This window comes from Bacillus sp. ILBB4 (assembly GCF_035064545.1).
In the GTDB taxonomy this organism is placed as follows: domain Bacteria; phylum Bacillota; class Bacilli; order Bacillales; family Bacillaceae_H; genus Priestia.
In genome coordinates, this window is record NZ_JAIQVD010000005.1 from 146172 (window position 1) to 160111 (window position 13940).

Genomic DNA, 13940 nt, shown 5'->3' on the forward strand with positions numbered 1-13940 from the left:
AGAATTCGGAAAAAAGAAAATTTTGCAAAAGGGGTATGAGCTTATGAAAGATCGCAACCGTCATCCTTTGCAAGCGATGGCATTAGTGTCAATCATTCTATCACAGTTAGCAGGTTCAGTCTTAATTGGCTTATTCTCTGGAAGATGGGCTGATCAATGGCTTGACACCGAACCACTATTTTTGATTTTAGGCCTTCTTTTAGGGCTAGCAGCAGGTGTTTTTATGATGCTGCGGACAGTCCACCATTTTTTTTCAGGAGATTAATAATTCATGCAGGATTTGCAGCACGTTTTTCCAAGACTTCGTTCATACATATTGTATTTGTTAGCATTATACGTTCTCGGCTGGGGATTTACAAGTTATAAGGCTGTTTTTGCAGGTTTAATTTTAGGAACCGCCCTGAGTTTGTATAATTTGTGGAACTTAGTAAGAAAGTTTGAGCAGTTTGGACAGGCGTTGGATGAGGGGAAAAAGCCCCGTTCAATTGGGACTGTTGTAAGATTTGCAACAGCTGCTCTCGCAGTTGTGATTACCATCTCTTATCCAAAAACCTTTCATATTATTAGTGTAGTTGTGGGATTAATGACGTATTACGTTGTCATTATCATAGATTTAGTTGTTCAAAATATGCGTAGAAGATAGAAAGAGAGGTGAACACAGTTGGGTCATGAATCACCAACTATAGAGTTTCTAGGCCTTACTTTTAGTCAAAGTAACTTGCTTATGGTTACCGTAGCTTCTGTTATTGTATTCTTAATTGCAGTTTTATGTACTCGTACTCTTGCTATGAAGCCAAGCGGTGCACAAAACTTTATTGAATGGGTCTTAGATTTTGTTAAAGGACTCGTTAATAGCAATATGGATTGGAAAACAGGTGGCCGCTTTTTGACGCTAGGTGTAACTTTACTTATGTACATTTTTGTGTCAAATATGTTGGGTCTTCCATTTGCCATCGTGATTGACCATAACTTATGGTGGAAATCGCCAACCGCTGATCCAGCAATTACGCTGACGTTAGCCGTTATGGTAGTTGTATTATCACATTATTATGGTATTAAAATGCGAGGTTTCTCTGCATACACGAAAGATTACTTCAAGCCAATGGCATTTTTATTCCCGCTTAAGATTATCGAGGAGTTTGCCAATACGTTAACGCTTGGCCTTCGTCTTTACGGTAATATTTATGCTGGGGAAATTTTGTTAAGCTTGCTAGCTGGTTTAGCAACAACAGGCTTCTTAGGTACAATTGGAGCTGCTATTCCAATGCTTTTATGGCAAGGATTCAGTATTTTTGTAGGCGCAATTCAGGCCTTCATTTTCACAATGTTAACGATGGTTTATTTATCTCACAAAGTGAGTAGCGACCATTAATTTATAAAGCTTTGTTCAAGTAATACCCAATTTGGACAAAACAAAACTTAGTTAAACAAAATCATATATATTAAGGGAGGACTTTATAAAATGGGTTTAATAGCATCTGCAATTGCGATTGGTTTAGCGGCACTAGGTGCTGGTATTGGTAACGGTCTTATCGTTTCTAAGACGATTGAAGGCACAGCTCGCCAACCAGAAGCACGTGGTACATTAACTTCAATGATGTTCGTTGGGGTTGCGTTAGTTGAGGCGCTTCCAATTATCGCCGTAGTTATTGCATTCATGGTACAAGGTAAATAATAATGTGTTACATGTGGCGAAGATCATTCAAAAGAACCTTCGCCATTACTTTATGTCTTTAATAAGTAAATTATATATGTGGAGTCTCTGAAGGGAGTGAACATGGCCGTGTCGAACATGTTTGTGTTAGGAGCAGCAGGCATTAATGGTGGAGATATTCTTTTCCAATTAGTGATGTTCCTTATCCTACTTGCGTTACTTCAAAAATTCGCGTTTGGTCCTGTAATGGGAATCATGAAAAAACGTGAAGAGCATATTGCCGGTGAGATTGATGAAGCAGAAAAGCAAAATGAGGAAGCGAAGAAGCTTGTTGAAGAGCAGCGTGAAATCTTAAAGCAATCTCGTCAAGAAGTGCAAGTAATGATGGAAAACGCTAGAAAGTCTGCAGAAGATAAAAAAGAAGAAATCATTGCGGCAGCACGCGAAGAGTCTGAGCGTCTAAAAGCTGCAGCAAAACAAGAAATCGAACAGCAAAAAGATCAAGCAGTTGCTGCGTTACGTGAGCAAGTTGCTTCATTATCTGTTTTAATTGCGTCGAAAGTTATTGAAAAAGAACTTTCTGAACAAGATCAAGAGAAGTTAATTCATGAATATATCCAAGAAGTAGGGGATGTACGATGAGTCAACCAGCTGTAGCCAAACGCTATGCACTAGCTCTTTTTCAATTAGCAACAGAAAAACAGATGATCGATGAAATGCAAGACCAGCTACAAATCGTTGAAGAGGTGTTTGCTAAAACACCTGAATTAATGGATGTATTAACTCATCCAAAAATTACAATTGAGCGAAAAAAACAGTTTGTAAGTGAGGCGTTTGCTGAACTTTCACCAACTGTTCAACATACGGTTCTTCTATTATTAGAGCGTCACCGCATTCAAATTGTTAGCGAAATGGTAAAAGAGTATCGTTTCCTAGCGAACGAAGTACGTGGCGTGGCAGATGCAACTGTTTATTCTGTCAAACCTTTAAGTGCAGATGAGAAAAGAGCAATCTCGCAATCATTTGCTTCTAAAGTTGGAAAACATACGTTAAATATTTCAAATATAGTAGATAAAAGCCTAATCGGCGGCGTGAAGCTTCGCATTGGTAATCGTATCTATGATGGCAGCATTAGCAGCAAATTAGAAACGATCCACCGAGGACTTCTTGCACACAGATCGTAGATAGGGGTGAAATTCATGAGCATCAAAGCTGAAGAAATTAGTGCGCTGATCAAGCAGCAAATTGAAAACTATCAGTCTGAGATTAAAGTGAGTGATGTAGGTACTGTTATCCAAGTTGGGGACGGTATCGCACGTGCTCATGGCCTCGACAATGTCATGGCTGGAGAACTGGTTGAATTTTCAAATGGTGTCATGGGAATGGCACAAAATTTAGAAGAAAACAATGTAGGTATCATTATTTTAGGACCATACACGGAAATTCGTGAAGGTGACGAAGTTCGCCGTACAGGACGCATCATGGAAGTTCCAGTAGGGGAGCAGTTAATCGGTCGTGTTGTTAACTCATTAGGTCAGCCAGTAGACGGCTTAGGCCCAGTAGAAACAACAAAAACACGTCCAATTGAAGGTGCTGCACCTGGCGTTATGGATCGTAAATCAGTACATGAGCCGCTTCAAACAGGTATCAAGGCGATTGACGCACTTGTGCCGATCGGTCGTGGACAGCGTGAGTTAATTATCGGTGACCGTCAAACGGGTAAAACATCGGTAGCAATCGATACAATCTTAAACCAAAAAGATCAAGATATGGTATGTATCTATGTAGCGATTGGCCAAAAAGAATCAACAGTTCGTAACGTAGTAGAGACATTACGTAAACACGGTGCTCTAGATTACACAATCGTTGTAACAGCATCAGCTTCACAACCAGCTCCACTATTATTCTTAGCACCATACGCTGGAGTAACAATGGGTGAAGAGTTTATGTATAACGGTAAGCACGTACTTGTTATTTACGATGACTTAACAAAACAAGCATCAGCTTATCGTGAACTTTCATTACTATTACGCCGTCCTCCAGGTCGTGAAGCGTATCCAGGGGATGTATTCTACCTGCACTCTCGTTTATTAGAGCGTGCGGCAAAGTTATCGGACGCAAAAGGTGGAGGTTCATTAACAGCTCTTCCATTTATTGAAACGCAAGCAGGAGACGTATCTGCTTATATCCCAACGAACGTAATTTCGATTACAGACGGACAAATTTTCTTACAGTCAGATCTATTCTTCTCAGGTGTACGTCCTGCGATTAATGCTGGTCTTTCTGTATCACGTGTAGGTGGATCTGCACAAATTAAAGCGATGAAAAAGGTAGCAGGTACACTGCGTCTAGACCTTGCATCGTATCGTGAGCTTGAATCATTTGCTCAGTTCGGTTCTGATCTTGACCAAGCGACTCAAGCAAAATTAAATCGAGGAGCGCGTACAGTTGAAATCTTAAAACAAGGTTTACACAAACCGCTTCGCGTAGAAAAACAAGTAGCTGTGCTTTACGCATTAACAAAAGGCTTCTTAGATGATGTTCCAGTATCAGATATTACACGCTTTGAAGACGAGTACTTAACATGGTTAGAATCAAACCGTAAAGAAGTACTTGAATCAATCCGTACAACTGGTGGCCTTCCTGAAGCTGGCGTATTCGAATCAGCACTTGAAGAATTCAAGAAAACATTTATTGCATCTGAATAATATATTGTCAGCATGGTATGTTAAGACAATCTTTCAATAAGGTGAAGGTGAACATTTGTTCACCTTTCATACCACGTGATCTTCTAAAACAAGGTGGTGAAACCTTTGGCATCATTACGTGATATACAAACTCGAATCACATCGACGAAAAAAACGAGCCAGATTACGAAAGCAATGGAAATGGTTTCAGCTGCAAAGCTGAATAGAGCGGAACAAAATGCAAAATCGTTTGTTCCATATATGGAAAAAATTCAAGAGGTAGTCTCAAGCGTAGCCCTTGGCAGCAGAGGCGCTTCACATCCAATGTTAACTGCGCGCAGCGTGAAGAAGACTGGTTATATCGTAATCACTTCAGATCGCGGTCTAGCAGGAGCATATAACAGTAATATTTTGCGAAAAGTATCTCAAGCTATTGAAGAACGCCATCAATCACCTGATGAATATGGTGTGATTGCAATTGGACGAGTAGGGAGAGATTTCTTCGTAAAACGCGGTATTCCGGTTTTGCTTGAAATCACAGGCTTAGCAGATCAGCCAGCTTTTGCTGACATTCAAGGAATCGCTTCACAAACAGTTCAAATGTTTGCGGACGGTACGTTTGATGAACTTTACTTATACTACAATCACTTTATCAATACGATTTCACAAGAAGTGACGGAGAAGAAGCTATTGCCTCTAACAGATCTTCAACCTTCTGGTAAACTTGTTGGTTATGAATTTGAACCATCACAAGAAGAGATTTTAGAAGTATTACTTCCTCAGTATGCAGAGAGTTTAATTTACGGCGGCCTGCTTGATGGAAAAGCAAGTGAGCATGCTGCTCGTATGACAGCGATGAAAAGTGCAACAGACAACGCAAAAGATCTTATCAATAATCTTACATTGTCATATAACCGTGCACGTCAAGCGGCAATTACCCAGGAAATTACGGAAATTGTTGGCGGAGCGGCAGCGTTAGAATAGAAAGTTTAATGGAAAAGCAAGTTAGGAGGGAACACGATGACAAAAGGACGCGTTACTCAAATCATGGGTCCAGTTGTAGACGTAAAGTTTGACAACGGACACCTTCCAGCAATTTATAACGCCCTTAAAATTTCACATAAACCGAGCAGTGCAAGTGAAGTTGCAATCGAATTAACATTAGAAGTTGCGATTCACTTAGGTGATAACACAGTTCGTACAGTAGCAATGTCATCCACTGACGGCTTAGTTCGTGGATTAGAAGTAGAAGATACAGGTGCAGCAATCTCAGTACCAGTTGGTGACGTTACGTTAGGTCGTGTATTCAATGTATTAGGTGAAAAAATCGACTTAGACGCCCCAATCGATGCAGGTGCACGTCGTGATCCAATCCACCGTCAAGCACCAAAGTTCGAAAATCTATCTACACAAGCTGAAATTCTTGAAACAGGTATTAAAGTAGTAGACTTATTAGCTCCTTACATTAAAGGTGGAAAAATCGGTCTATTCGGTGGTGCCGGTGTAGGTAAAACAGTATTAATTCAAGAGTTAATCAATAACATTGCTCAAGAGCACGGCGGTATTTCGGTATTCGCTGGTGTAGGTGAGCGTACGCGTGAAGGTAATGACTTATACCATGAAATGACAGATTCCGGTGTTATTAAGAAGACGGCTATGGTATTTGGACAAATGAATGAGCCACCTGGTGCACGTCAACGTGTTGCATTAACAGGATTAACAATGGCAGAATACTTCCGTGACGAACAAGGTCAAGACGTATTATTCTTTATCGATAATATCTTCCGTTTCACACAAGCGGGTTCAGAAGTATCAGCATTACTTGGCCGTATGCCATCAGCAGTAGGTTATCAGCCAACATTAGCGACGGAAATGGGTCAGCTTCAAGAGCGTATCACGTCCACAAGCGTAGGTTCTGTAACATCGATTCAAGCGATTTACGTACCAGCCGATGACTATACGGATCCAGCTCCAGCGACAACATTTGCTCACTTAGATGCAACAACAAACTTAGAGCGTAAATTATCAGAGATGGGTATTTACCCTGCGGTAGATCCATTAGCATCTACATCTCGCGCTTTATCTCCTGAAATTGTTGGAGAAGAGCACTATGCAATTGCGCGTCAAGTTCAACAAACGTTACAGCGTTATAAAGAGTTACAAGATATCATTGCAATCCTAGGTATGGATGAGTTATCTGATGAAGATAAACTTGTTGTACAACGTGCTCGTCGCGTTCAATTCTTCTTGTCTCAAAACTTCCACGTAGCAGAACAATTTACAGGTCAAAAAGGTTCTTATGTTCCTGTAAAAGAAACTGTTAAAGGATTTAAAGAGATCTTGGAAGGTAAATACGATCATTTACCTGAAGATGCGTTCCGTTTAGTTGGTCGCATTGAAGAAGTTATTGAAAATGCGAAACGTATGGGAGTAGAAGTTTAATTTAAGGGACATAGGAGGTTTTTTAAATGAAGACAATCCATGTCAGTGTAGTGACTCCTGATGGCCCAGTTTACGAATCAGAAGTGGAAATGGTAAGTACCCGAGCACAGAGCGGTGAGCTTGGTATTTTACATGGCCATATTCCGATGGTTGCTCCTTTACAAATTGGAGCCGTCCGCTTGAAGAAAGCAAGCAGTACAGAACTTGTGGCTGTTAGCGGAGGATTTCTTGAAGTAAGACCTGACAAAGTAACAATTCTTGCACAGGCTGCTGAAACAGCTGAAGAGATTGACGTAGCTCGTGCAGAAGAAGCGAAAAAGCGCGCTGAAATGCGCCTTGATAGCAAACAAGATGACGTTGATGTTAAGCGTGCTGAAATTGCCTTGAAACGGGCAGTCAATCGTTTAGATATTAGTCAACGTAAGTTCTAAAAAAAGCCCTCTCAAACGAATGAGAGGGCTTTTTTGCTCTATTATACACAAGGGGAAGAGCAAATAGCATTGATCTATGATTATATATTCCATTTAACTAAGCGCATCCATCTTCTTTATTTTGTTCAATAATGGAAAAGGATCTTAAAATAGGGAATAAAATAAATGTTTTTCATGTTACCGTTTACGAATTTGCATAAGTGTGCTTTAATATGAAAAGAAGAGACGATGATCGTCTCTTCTTTTCATATGGTGTTTAAAAGGAGTGCTTTTATTGTTTGGAGGAATTGAACAGCAAACGTTACTAACCATGATTTCACATTTGATTTTTATTGTGATTACTTGGTATGCTTTGCAGGGCTTTCAAATTGAAAAGCTGATGAAACCTAATCATGTGTTTCAAGCAAAATTAATGCTTATTTTATTGACCATTACGATTTCATCAACAGTAAGTAATTTCTTTTTGGATTATTTATTTTGGTCACAGCGCATTCCCTCATTTTTTCAATGATTGGCAAGCTATGAGTCTATGATAAAATAGACGTTCATTCATTGAAGATATACGAATTTATACGCTAATGTATGTCGCTATGTCTAAATATGACGACCCTTTTCATGTATGTATCATCGCCTTCTGGAAAGACTGATGAGTACGGAGAGGGAGTGGCGAAATGTTTAAAAAAATTAGTGTCTTTTTGGCTATTTTCATTACTGGCTTATTCGTATATCATGGAAGTTATGTGAGCAATGCCCAAAACAATGAAACTACTATTGAGAAGATTGTTCACACCTTAAATAAGCAGCATGTTTCGTTAACTGAAGTATCGTTGTATGCAAGAGAAGAAGTAAAAGCTGTTACTGACCAAAAAACCTTTTATTTGCAAGCTAAAAGTATTAAAAGTAATTTTAGAGGTTTTAAATGGGAAGTGAAGAGGGAAAGAGACCTATGGAAAGCAATAGGTACACGCAAAAGTGAAGATGTGAACGAAGTCATTCTGTTAACTTATGCGATCGATGAACACAGCAATGCGTACATATCGTATCATGTAACGGGACAAGGTTTAAAAGAAAAAAATATGACCCATTTTCAAAATGTATTTCAGACAAATTATGAAAAAATTTTCCTATCAGAACCCATAATTTTCTCTTGTGCAACGGGGGAAATCAATGATAAGATGGAAAGTGTTTTGTCTGTTGAAATTCAAGACCTATTACGAGCTTTCAATGCTAAACCAGTGGAATCTCTAGTGGAAGAGTCATTTACCTCTGTTTCAGCATATACTGGACTGTGGAAAGAAGCTCTTCAAACGAAAAAGCAGGAAATGAACTTACAAATTGCATTACGCAAGACAAGAATGGGCGGTCAAACAACCATAGTTGTTGGCACACCTATCATTACGTCTGAATATTAATATAGAGAAAATGGACGCGGAGGGGAATACCTTGGAAAAAATCATCGTCCGCGGTGGAAATAGATTAAGCGGTACAGTTAAAGTTGAAGGAGCAAAAAACGCCGTTTTACCTATTATCACTGCAACCTTATTAGCTAGTGAAGGAAAAACAATTCTAAATGATGTACCAGCTCTCTCCGATGTATTTACGATTGGCGAAGTTTTAAGACATCTGAATGCAGAAGTAGATTTTGAAACAAATCGTGTAGTTGTAGATGCATCAAGAGAGTTAAAAACAGATGCACCTTTTGAATATGTAAGAAAAATGCGCGCTTCAGTACTTGTAATGGGTCCTTTATTGGCGCGTACAGGTGAGGCTCGTGTAGCTTTACCTGGCGGATGTGCGATTGGATCAAGACCGATTGATCAGCATCTTAAAGGCTTTGAAGCAATGGGTGCTAAAGTTCAAGTAGGAAATGGTTTTATTGATGCAAAAGTTGAAGGAAGACTAAAAGGTGCTAAAATTTATTTAGACTTCCCAAGTGTAGGTGCCACAGAAAATATTATGATGGCAGCAGCATTAGCGGAAGGCACTACAATTATGGAAAACGTAGCAAAAGAACCTGAGATTGTCGACTTAGCAAACTTCTTAAACGCAATGGGCGCTAAAGTTCGCGGTGCAGGAACTGGTACGATCCGTATTGAAGGTGTTAATAAATTATATGGTGCAGAACATGCAATTATTCCAGATCGTATCGAAGCTGGAACATTCATGGTAGCAGCAGCTATTACAGGTGGAAACGTACTTGTACGCGGTGCAGTAGCAGAGCACATCAGTTCACTTGTTGCTAAAATGGAAGAAATGGGTGTTGAAATTACTGAAGAAGGCGACGGCTTACGTGTTGTAGGACCTGAAAAGCTAAAATCAGTAGATATTAAAACAATGCCTCATCCAGGGTTCCCTACGGATATGCAATCTCAAATGATGGCATTATTATTAGCAGCAGAAGGCACAAGTATGATTACAGAAACAGTTTTTGAAAACCGCTTTATGCACGTAGAAGAGTTTCGCCGCATGAACGCTGATATTAAAATTGAAGGGCGCTCTGTTATTATTAACGGACCTTCTCAACTACAAGGCGCTGAAGTAGCAGCAACAGATCTTCGTGCAGCAGCAGCGTTAACATTAGCAGGACTTGTAGCAGACGGCTATACGCGTGTAACGGAATTAAAACACCTTGATCGTGGTTATGTAAATTTCCACAATAAATTAGCCGCTTTAGGCGCTGATATTGAACGTGTAAATGACGAAACAAAGCAAGTAGAACAAACTCAACAGGCTTCAGACGTCAAATAAATATGTCATAAAAAAAGCATCTCATAGCGAGATGCTTTTTTTGTCGTTGGACGACCCTTATGGCCGGTTTGCTGTCATAAAAGGTTGTCCACCTCCATACATATGGAATATAGGGATATAGGTGTTCCTTGTCAAAATAATAGATATGGAGGCTAGGCGTTCATGAAACAAGCAAAGCCAATCGTCGTACTAGGAGTCATCTTTTTTTTCGTTGTGTTACTCATCCCAACACTTCTCGTTGTTCCTTTTACTGAAAAGACAGATGGAAAGCTACATGAAAATGTCAAACAGACCCCAAAAACCGAAAAACTACAAAAAGTGACAGCGTCTCCTCTTGACGTCAGTGTTTATCGTACGGAAACGAAAAAAGTAGAAAAACTGCCGCTCGAAGACTATCTTGTAGGGGTAGTAGCAGCTGAAATGCCTGCTACTTTTGAGCTTGAAGCACTTAAGGCTCAAAGTTTGGCAGCCAGAACCTATATTGTGCAAACTATGATGAATGGAAATAGTCATCTTCCCCAAGGAGCGGATGTGACTGATACCGTAGAGTACCAAGTATATTTAAATAAAGATGAGCTAAGAAGCAGGTGGAACAAAGACTATGATTGGAAAATCAAAAAAATTCAAGAAGCAGTGAAGGACACCCAAGGTCAAATTCTTACGTATAAAAATAAGCCAATTAATGCTACATTCTTTTCTACCAGCAATGGTTACACTGAAAATTCAGAAGCGTATTGGAAGAATTCCATTCCTTATCTAAAAAGTGTAGCTAGTCCATGGGATAAAAAGTCCCCTGAATTTACAAATCAGAAAGTAATGTCTGTTGCTAGCTTTGAACAGAGGCTTGGAGTGAAATTAACAAACAGTGGATCAGTAGGTGAAATCGTCTCTAGAACGCCGGGGCAGCGCGTAGATTACGTAAAGATAAACGGTAAAGAACTGTCGGGAAAAGATGTTCGGGAAAAACTGGGTTTATCGTCAGCCGACTTTCATTGGACAAAAAAAGGTAATGAAATTATCATCAACACAAAAGGATATGGACATGGTATTGGGATGAGTCAGTACGGAGCAAATGGTATGGCACTGGAAGGAAAAACGTATAAAGATATTGTTACTCATTATTATACAGGTGTTGCGATTACCCCTAACGATCAGTTTGTTGCACAATTGACAGCTAAACGCTAATTCAAAGACCCTTATAGCAGGGTCTTTTTTTATGGTTTTCACTTTTTTTAAATAAAATGTATATTTTAGATTCATCTGTTGAAAAATAATCGAAAAAAATTTTTTATCGCTGTGTATATATTCATTCAATTGTGTTCAGACTGATTGCTGAGGTGATGATATATGAGAGAGGAAGAAAAGAAACGTACTTCTCCAAAATCGAAAGTTCAAAAATTAGTTAGAAAGCGTTGGGTGTTCCCGGCTATCTATTTAGCGAGTGCAGCAATTATTCTTACAGCAGTCCTTTGGTTTCAAGCTAATGGAAACGATATTAGCAAAGAAGACAAAAGCGGCTATAGCCAAGACGGTACGGCTTATCGAGACGACGCTGTAGAGGTAAATGCTTCGCTTGAAAATTTAAAAATGCCAGTTGCTAGTGAAGCATCAGCTATTGTGAAAAAGCCTTTCTACGACGATCAAGCATCTGAAAAACAGCAAGAAGAAGCACTAGTTTTCTACAACAATACGTATCATCCAAATACAGGTGTTGACTTAGCTGTTAAGGGAGATAAATCATTTGATGTTGTAGCAGCAGCTAGCGGTACAGTAACAAAAGCAACAAAAGATCCTTTACTAGGTTATGTAGTAGAAATTGATCATAAAGATGGTTTAGTCACACAGTATCAATCTCTTGAGAAAGCTGATGTAGAAGTAGGAGATATTGTTAAACAAGGCCAAACGATCGCAAAAGCTGGAAAAAGCTTATATAATCAAGAAGCAAAAACACATGTGCATTTTGAAGTTCGTAAAGATGGTGTAGCAATTAATCCAAGCAGTTATTTTGGAAAATCTGTTAGTTCTATCAAAGAAGTCAAAGCAACTGAAGTGACAGAACCAAAAGACGACTCTTCTTCTGAAGAATCAAAGGATAGCGAAAAATCATCTGATGAAAAGACTAAAGAAGATAAAGATTCAAAACAACCTTCAGCAGATACGTCTAAACCAAATGCATAAGGCAAGACCATAAATATGAAAAGAAGCTGGATAAAATCGAGCTTCTTTTTTTATGAATTTTTCTAAAATGAGATGCATTATGTTAAAAAAGTAAATAAAAAACACTAAATTTTCAAAAAAATATAAGAAATCACTTGTCCTTACTGACTTTTCTAGCATATATCTGCACACAAGCTAATAAACTGTTACAAACCTATAAAGAGAATGTTAGAAAAGGGATAATATATACATTCCCTTGGATACTTCTCATATCCAATTTGGGGAGGGCGAGTAGTGTGCACGATTACATCAAAGAGAGAACTATCAAGATTGGAAAGTATATTGTAGAAACAAAGAAAACAGTTCGTGTAATTGCGAAAGAATTTGGCGTTTCGAAAAGTACTGTCCATAAAGATTTAACAGAGCGTCTACCAGAAATAAATCCTGAGTTAGCAAATGAAGTAAAAGAAATTCTTGATTATCATAAATCTATTCGGCATTTGCGTGGAGGAGAAGCAACAAAATTAAAGTACAAAAAGGAAGAAGAAACTGTAAAATGAAAAAATGCCCAATATTGCCTTTTTTATAGAGGTAGTATAGGGCATTTTATTTTTTGGATAAAATAGGTATATAATAAATATTTTTGCTAATAACAACATACATATACAAATTGTGATAAAATAGTAAATTAGGAAAAAAGAATGGTTATCATGCAAAGATATGTAAATAGAAGGAGGATTTAAGGTATGTTAGCAAAAGACATTGGTATCGATTTAGGTACAGCTAACGTCTTAATTCACGTTAAAGGCAAAGGAATTGTGTTAAATGAACCGTCTGTTGTGGCGATTGATAAAAATACAAATAGAGTGCTAGCAGTAGGGGAAGAAGCGAGACGTATGGTAGGAAGAACGCCCAGTAATATTATTGCCATTCGTCCCTTAAAAGATGGTGTTATCGCTGACTTCGAAATTACAGAGTCTATGCTCAAACACTTTATTAACAAATTAAATGTAAAAGGTTTTTTATCCAAGCCGCGCATTTTAATTTGTTGTCCAACAAATATTACTTCTGTTGAACAAAAAGCAATTCGCGAAGCTGCTGAAAAGAGCGGTGGAAAAACTATTTATTTGGAAGAAGAACCAAAAGTCGCGGCTATTGGCGCTGGAATGGATATCTTTCAGCCGAGCGGAAATATGGTCGTAGATATTGGTGGAGGTACAACCGATGTGGCCGTCCTTTCAATGGGCGATATCGTAACAGCAGCTTCTATTAAGATGGCTGGTGATCGTTTTGATGCCGAAATTTTGCAGTACATTAAGCAAAAATATAAGCTCTTAATCGGAGAGCGTACAGCAGAAGAAATTAAAGTGAAAATTGGTACGGTGTTTCCTAAAGCTCGTAATGAAGAGTTGGACATTCGAGGGCGAGACATGGTTTCAGGCCTACCTCGTACGGTTACTGTTTATTCTGAAGAAGTAGAGGAGGCACTTAGAGAGTCTGTCAGCGTAATTGTACAAGCTTCGAAAAGTGTATTAGAGCGTACACCTCCCGAACTTTCTGCCGATATTATAGATAGAGGCGTTATTTTAACTGGCGGTGGAGCATTGCTTCACGGTATGGATCAGCTGTTAGCGGAAGAATTAAAGGTGCCTGTGCTAATTGCAGAAAATCCAATGGGTTGTGTAGCTGTTGGAACAGGTATTATGCTCGATAATATTGATAAACTATCTCGTCGCAATATTGTTTAAATAAATGAAGACTCCTCTATTGGCTCGTTTCATACAGAGGAGTCTCTTCTTTTATCTATTATACTCTGTGAGC

The 13940-nt window shown here is 38.9% G+C and carries 17 protein-coding genes; all 17 read left to right on the top strand.

The features are described from left to right. Window positions 1–43: 43 nt before the first annotated feature. The 17 genes from LAV82_RS21610 to LAV82_RS21690 all read left to right on the top strand — a co-directional run bounded on the left by LAV82_RS21610 (window position 44) and on the right by LAV82_RS21690 (window position 13867). A complete protein-coding gene (locus LAV82_RS21610) occupies window positions 44–265 on the top strand; it encodes an AtpZ/AtpI family protein (RefSeq protein WP_013059807.1) in 222 nt (73 codons plus the stop codon). A gap of 6 nt (window positions 266–271) precedes the next feature. Then, window positions 272–643: an ATP synthase subunit I gene (locus tag LAV82_RS21615; protein ID WP_013059806.1), complete on the top strand. Its 372-nt coding sequence runs from the start codon at window positions 272–274 to the stop codon at window positions 641–643. Window positions 644–661: 18 nt separating this feature from the next. Then, on the top strand, window positions 662–1372 hold the full coding sequence (atpB, locus tag LAV82_RS21620; RefSeq protein WP_013059805.1) for a F0F1 ATP synthase subunit A: 711 nt from the start codon (window positions 662–664) through the stop codon (window positions 1370–1372). Between the two features lie 90 nt (window positions 1373–1462). Beyond that, window positions 1463–1675, top strand: a complete 213-nt coding sequence (atpE, locus tag LAV82_RS21625) for a F0F1 ATP synthase subunit C (RefSeq protein WP_013059804.1) — start codon at window positions 1463–1465, stop codon at window positions 1673–1675. A 102-nt stretch (window positions 1676–1777) separates the two neighbouring features. Beyond that, complete coding sequence (locus LAV82_RS21630) at window positions 1778–2296, top strand: F0F1 ATP synthase subunit B (protein ID WP_013085463.1); 519 nt, start codon at window positions 1778–1780, stop codon at window positions 2294–2296. Beyond that, on the top strand, window positions 2293–2838 hold the full coding sequence (locus LAV82_RS21635) for a F0F1 ATP synthase subunit delta (RefSeq protein WP_013059802.1): 546 nt from the start codon (window positions 2293–2295) through the stop codon (window positions 2836–2838). Before LAV82_RS21630 ends, LAV82_RS21635 begins: the two co-directional genes overlap by 4 nt. Before the next feature lie 15 nt (window positions 2839–2853). After that, entirely contained in the window at window positions 2854–4362 is a 1509-nt protein-coding gene (gene atpA / locus LAV82_RS21640) for a F0F1 ATP synthase subunit alpha (protein ID WP_013085461.1), read from the top strand. A 105-nt stretch (window positions 4363–4467) separates the two neighbouring features. Further along, complete coding sequence (locus LAV82_RS21645; RefSeq protein WP_013059800.1) at window positions 4468–5325, top strand: F0F1 ATP synthase subunit gamma; 858 nt, start codon at window positions 4468–4470, stop codon at window positions 5323–5325. Window positions 5326–5361: 36 nt separating this feature from the next. Continuing rightward, a complete protein-coding gene (atpD, locus tag LAV82_RS21650) occupies window positions 5362–6783 on the top strand; it encodes a F0F1 ATP synthase subunit beta (protein WP_013059799.1) in 1422 nt (473 codons plus the stop codon). A 26-nt stretch (window positions 6784–6809) separates the two neighbouring features. Further along, window positions 6810–7214 carry a F0F1 ATP synthase subunit epsilon gene (locus tag LAV82_RS21655; protein ID WP_013059798.1) on the top strand — a complete coding sequence of 135 codons (405 nt, stop codon included), beginning with the start codon at window positions 6810–6812 and terminating at the stop codon, window positions 7212–7214. Window positions 7215–7488: 274 nt separating this feature from the next. Continuing rightward, window positions 7489–7725, top strand: a complete 237-nt coding sequence (locus tag LAV82_RS21660; protein ID WP_013059797.1) for a DUF1146 family protein — start codon at window positions 7489–7491, stop codon at window positions 7723–7725. Window positions 7726–7885: 160 nt separating this feature from the next. Next, on the top strand, window positions 7886–8626 hold the full coding sequence (locus tag LAV82_RS21665; protein WP_074681816.1) for a YwmB family TATA-box binding protein: 741 nt from the start codon (window positions 7886–7888) through the stop codon (window positions 8624–8626). 31 nt (window positions 8627–8657) lie between these two features. Further along, a complete protein-coding gene (murA, locus tag LAV82_RS21670) occupies window positions 8658–9962 on the top strand; it encodes a UDP-N-acetylglucosamine 1-carboxyvinyltransferase (protein WP_013059795.1) in 1305 nt (434 codons plus the stop codon). Window positions 9963–10124: 162 nt separating this feature from the next. After that, window positions 10125–11147: a stage II sporulation protein D gene (gene spoIID / locus LAV82_RS21675; protein WP_013059794.1), complete on the top strand. Its 1023-nt coding sequence runs from the start codon at window positions 10125–10127 to the stop codon at window positions 11145–11147. 162 nt (window positions 11148–11309) lie between these two features. Next, entirely contained in the window at window positions 11310–12140 is an 831-nt protein-coding gene (spoIIQ, locus tag LAV82_RS21680; protein WP_499716870.1) for a stage II sporulation protein SpoIIQ, read from the top strand. A 275-nt stretch (window positions 12141–12415) separates the two neighbouring features. Continuing rightward, on the top strand, window positions 12416–12679 hold the full coding sequence (gene spoIIID, locus LAV82_RS21685; RefSeq protein WP_013059792.1) for a sporulation transcriptional regulator SpoIIID: 264 nt from the start codon (window positions 12416–12418) through the stop codon (window positions 12677–12679). Window positions 12680–12865: 186 nt separating this feature from the next. Beyond that, window positions 12866–13867 (top strand): rod shape-determining protein, encoded by a 1002-nt coding sequence (locus LAV82_RS21690; RefSeq protein WP_013059791.1) that lies wholly within the window; start codon window positions 12866–12868, stop codon window positions 13865–13867. Window positions 13868–13940: the final 73 nt, after the last annotated feature.

Excerpts from the sequence above, each read along its gene's own strand:
- LAV82_RS21610 (WP_013059807.1), top strand. The coding sequence starts at position 44 with ATGAAAGATCGCAACCGTCATCCTTTGCAAGCGATGGCATTAGTGTCA.
- LAV82_RS21615 (WP_013059806.1), top strand. The coding sequence starts at position 272 with ATGCAGGATTTGCAGCACGTTTTTCCAAGACTTCGTTCATACATATTG.
- atpE (WP_013059804.1), top strand. The coding sequence starts at position 1,463 with ATGGGTTTAATAGCATCTGCAATTGCGATTGGTTTAGCGGCACTAGGT.
- LAV82_RS21630 (WP_013085463.1), top strand. The coding sequence starts at position 1,778 with ATGGCCGTGTCGAACATGTTTGTGTTAGGAGCAGCAGGCATTAATGGT.
- LAV82_RS21635 (WP_013059802.1), top strand. The coding sequence starts at position 2,293 with ATGAGTCAACCAGCTGTAGCCAAACGCTATGCACTAGCTCTTTTTCAA.
- atpA (WP_013085461.1), top strand. The coding sequence starts at position 2,854 with ATGAGCATCAAAGCTGAAGAAATTAGTGCGCTGATCAAGCAGCAAATT.
- atpD (WP_013059799.1), top strand. The coding sequence starts at position 5,362 with ATGACAAAAGGACGCGTTACTCAAATCATGGGTCCAGTTGTAGACGTA.
- LAV82_RS21655 (WP_013059798.1), top strand. The coding sequence starts at position 6,810 with ATGAAGACAATCCATGTCAGTGTAGTGACTCCTGATGGCCCAGTTTAC.
- LAV82_RS21665 (WP_074681816.1), top strand. The coding sequence starts at position 7,886 with ATGTTTAAAAAAATTAGTGTCTTTTTGGCTATTTTCATTACTGGCTTA.
- spoIID (WP_013059794.1), top strand. The coding sequence starts at position 10,125 with ATGAAACAAGCAAAGCCAATCGTCGTACTAGGAGTCATCTTTTTTTTC.
- spoIIQ (WP_499716870.1), top strand. The coding sequence starts at position 11,310 with ATGAGAGAGGAAGAAAAGAAACGTACTTCTCCAAAATCGAAAGTTCAA.
- LAV82_RS21690 (WP_013059791.1), top strand. The coding sequence starts at position 12,866 with ATGTTAGCAAAAGACATTGGTATCGATTTAGGTACAGCTAACGTCTTA.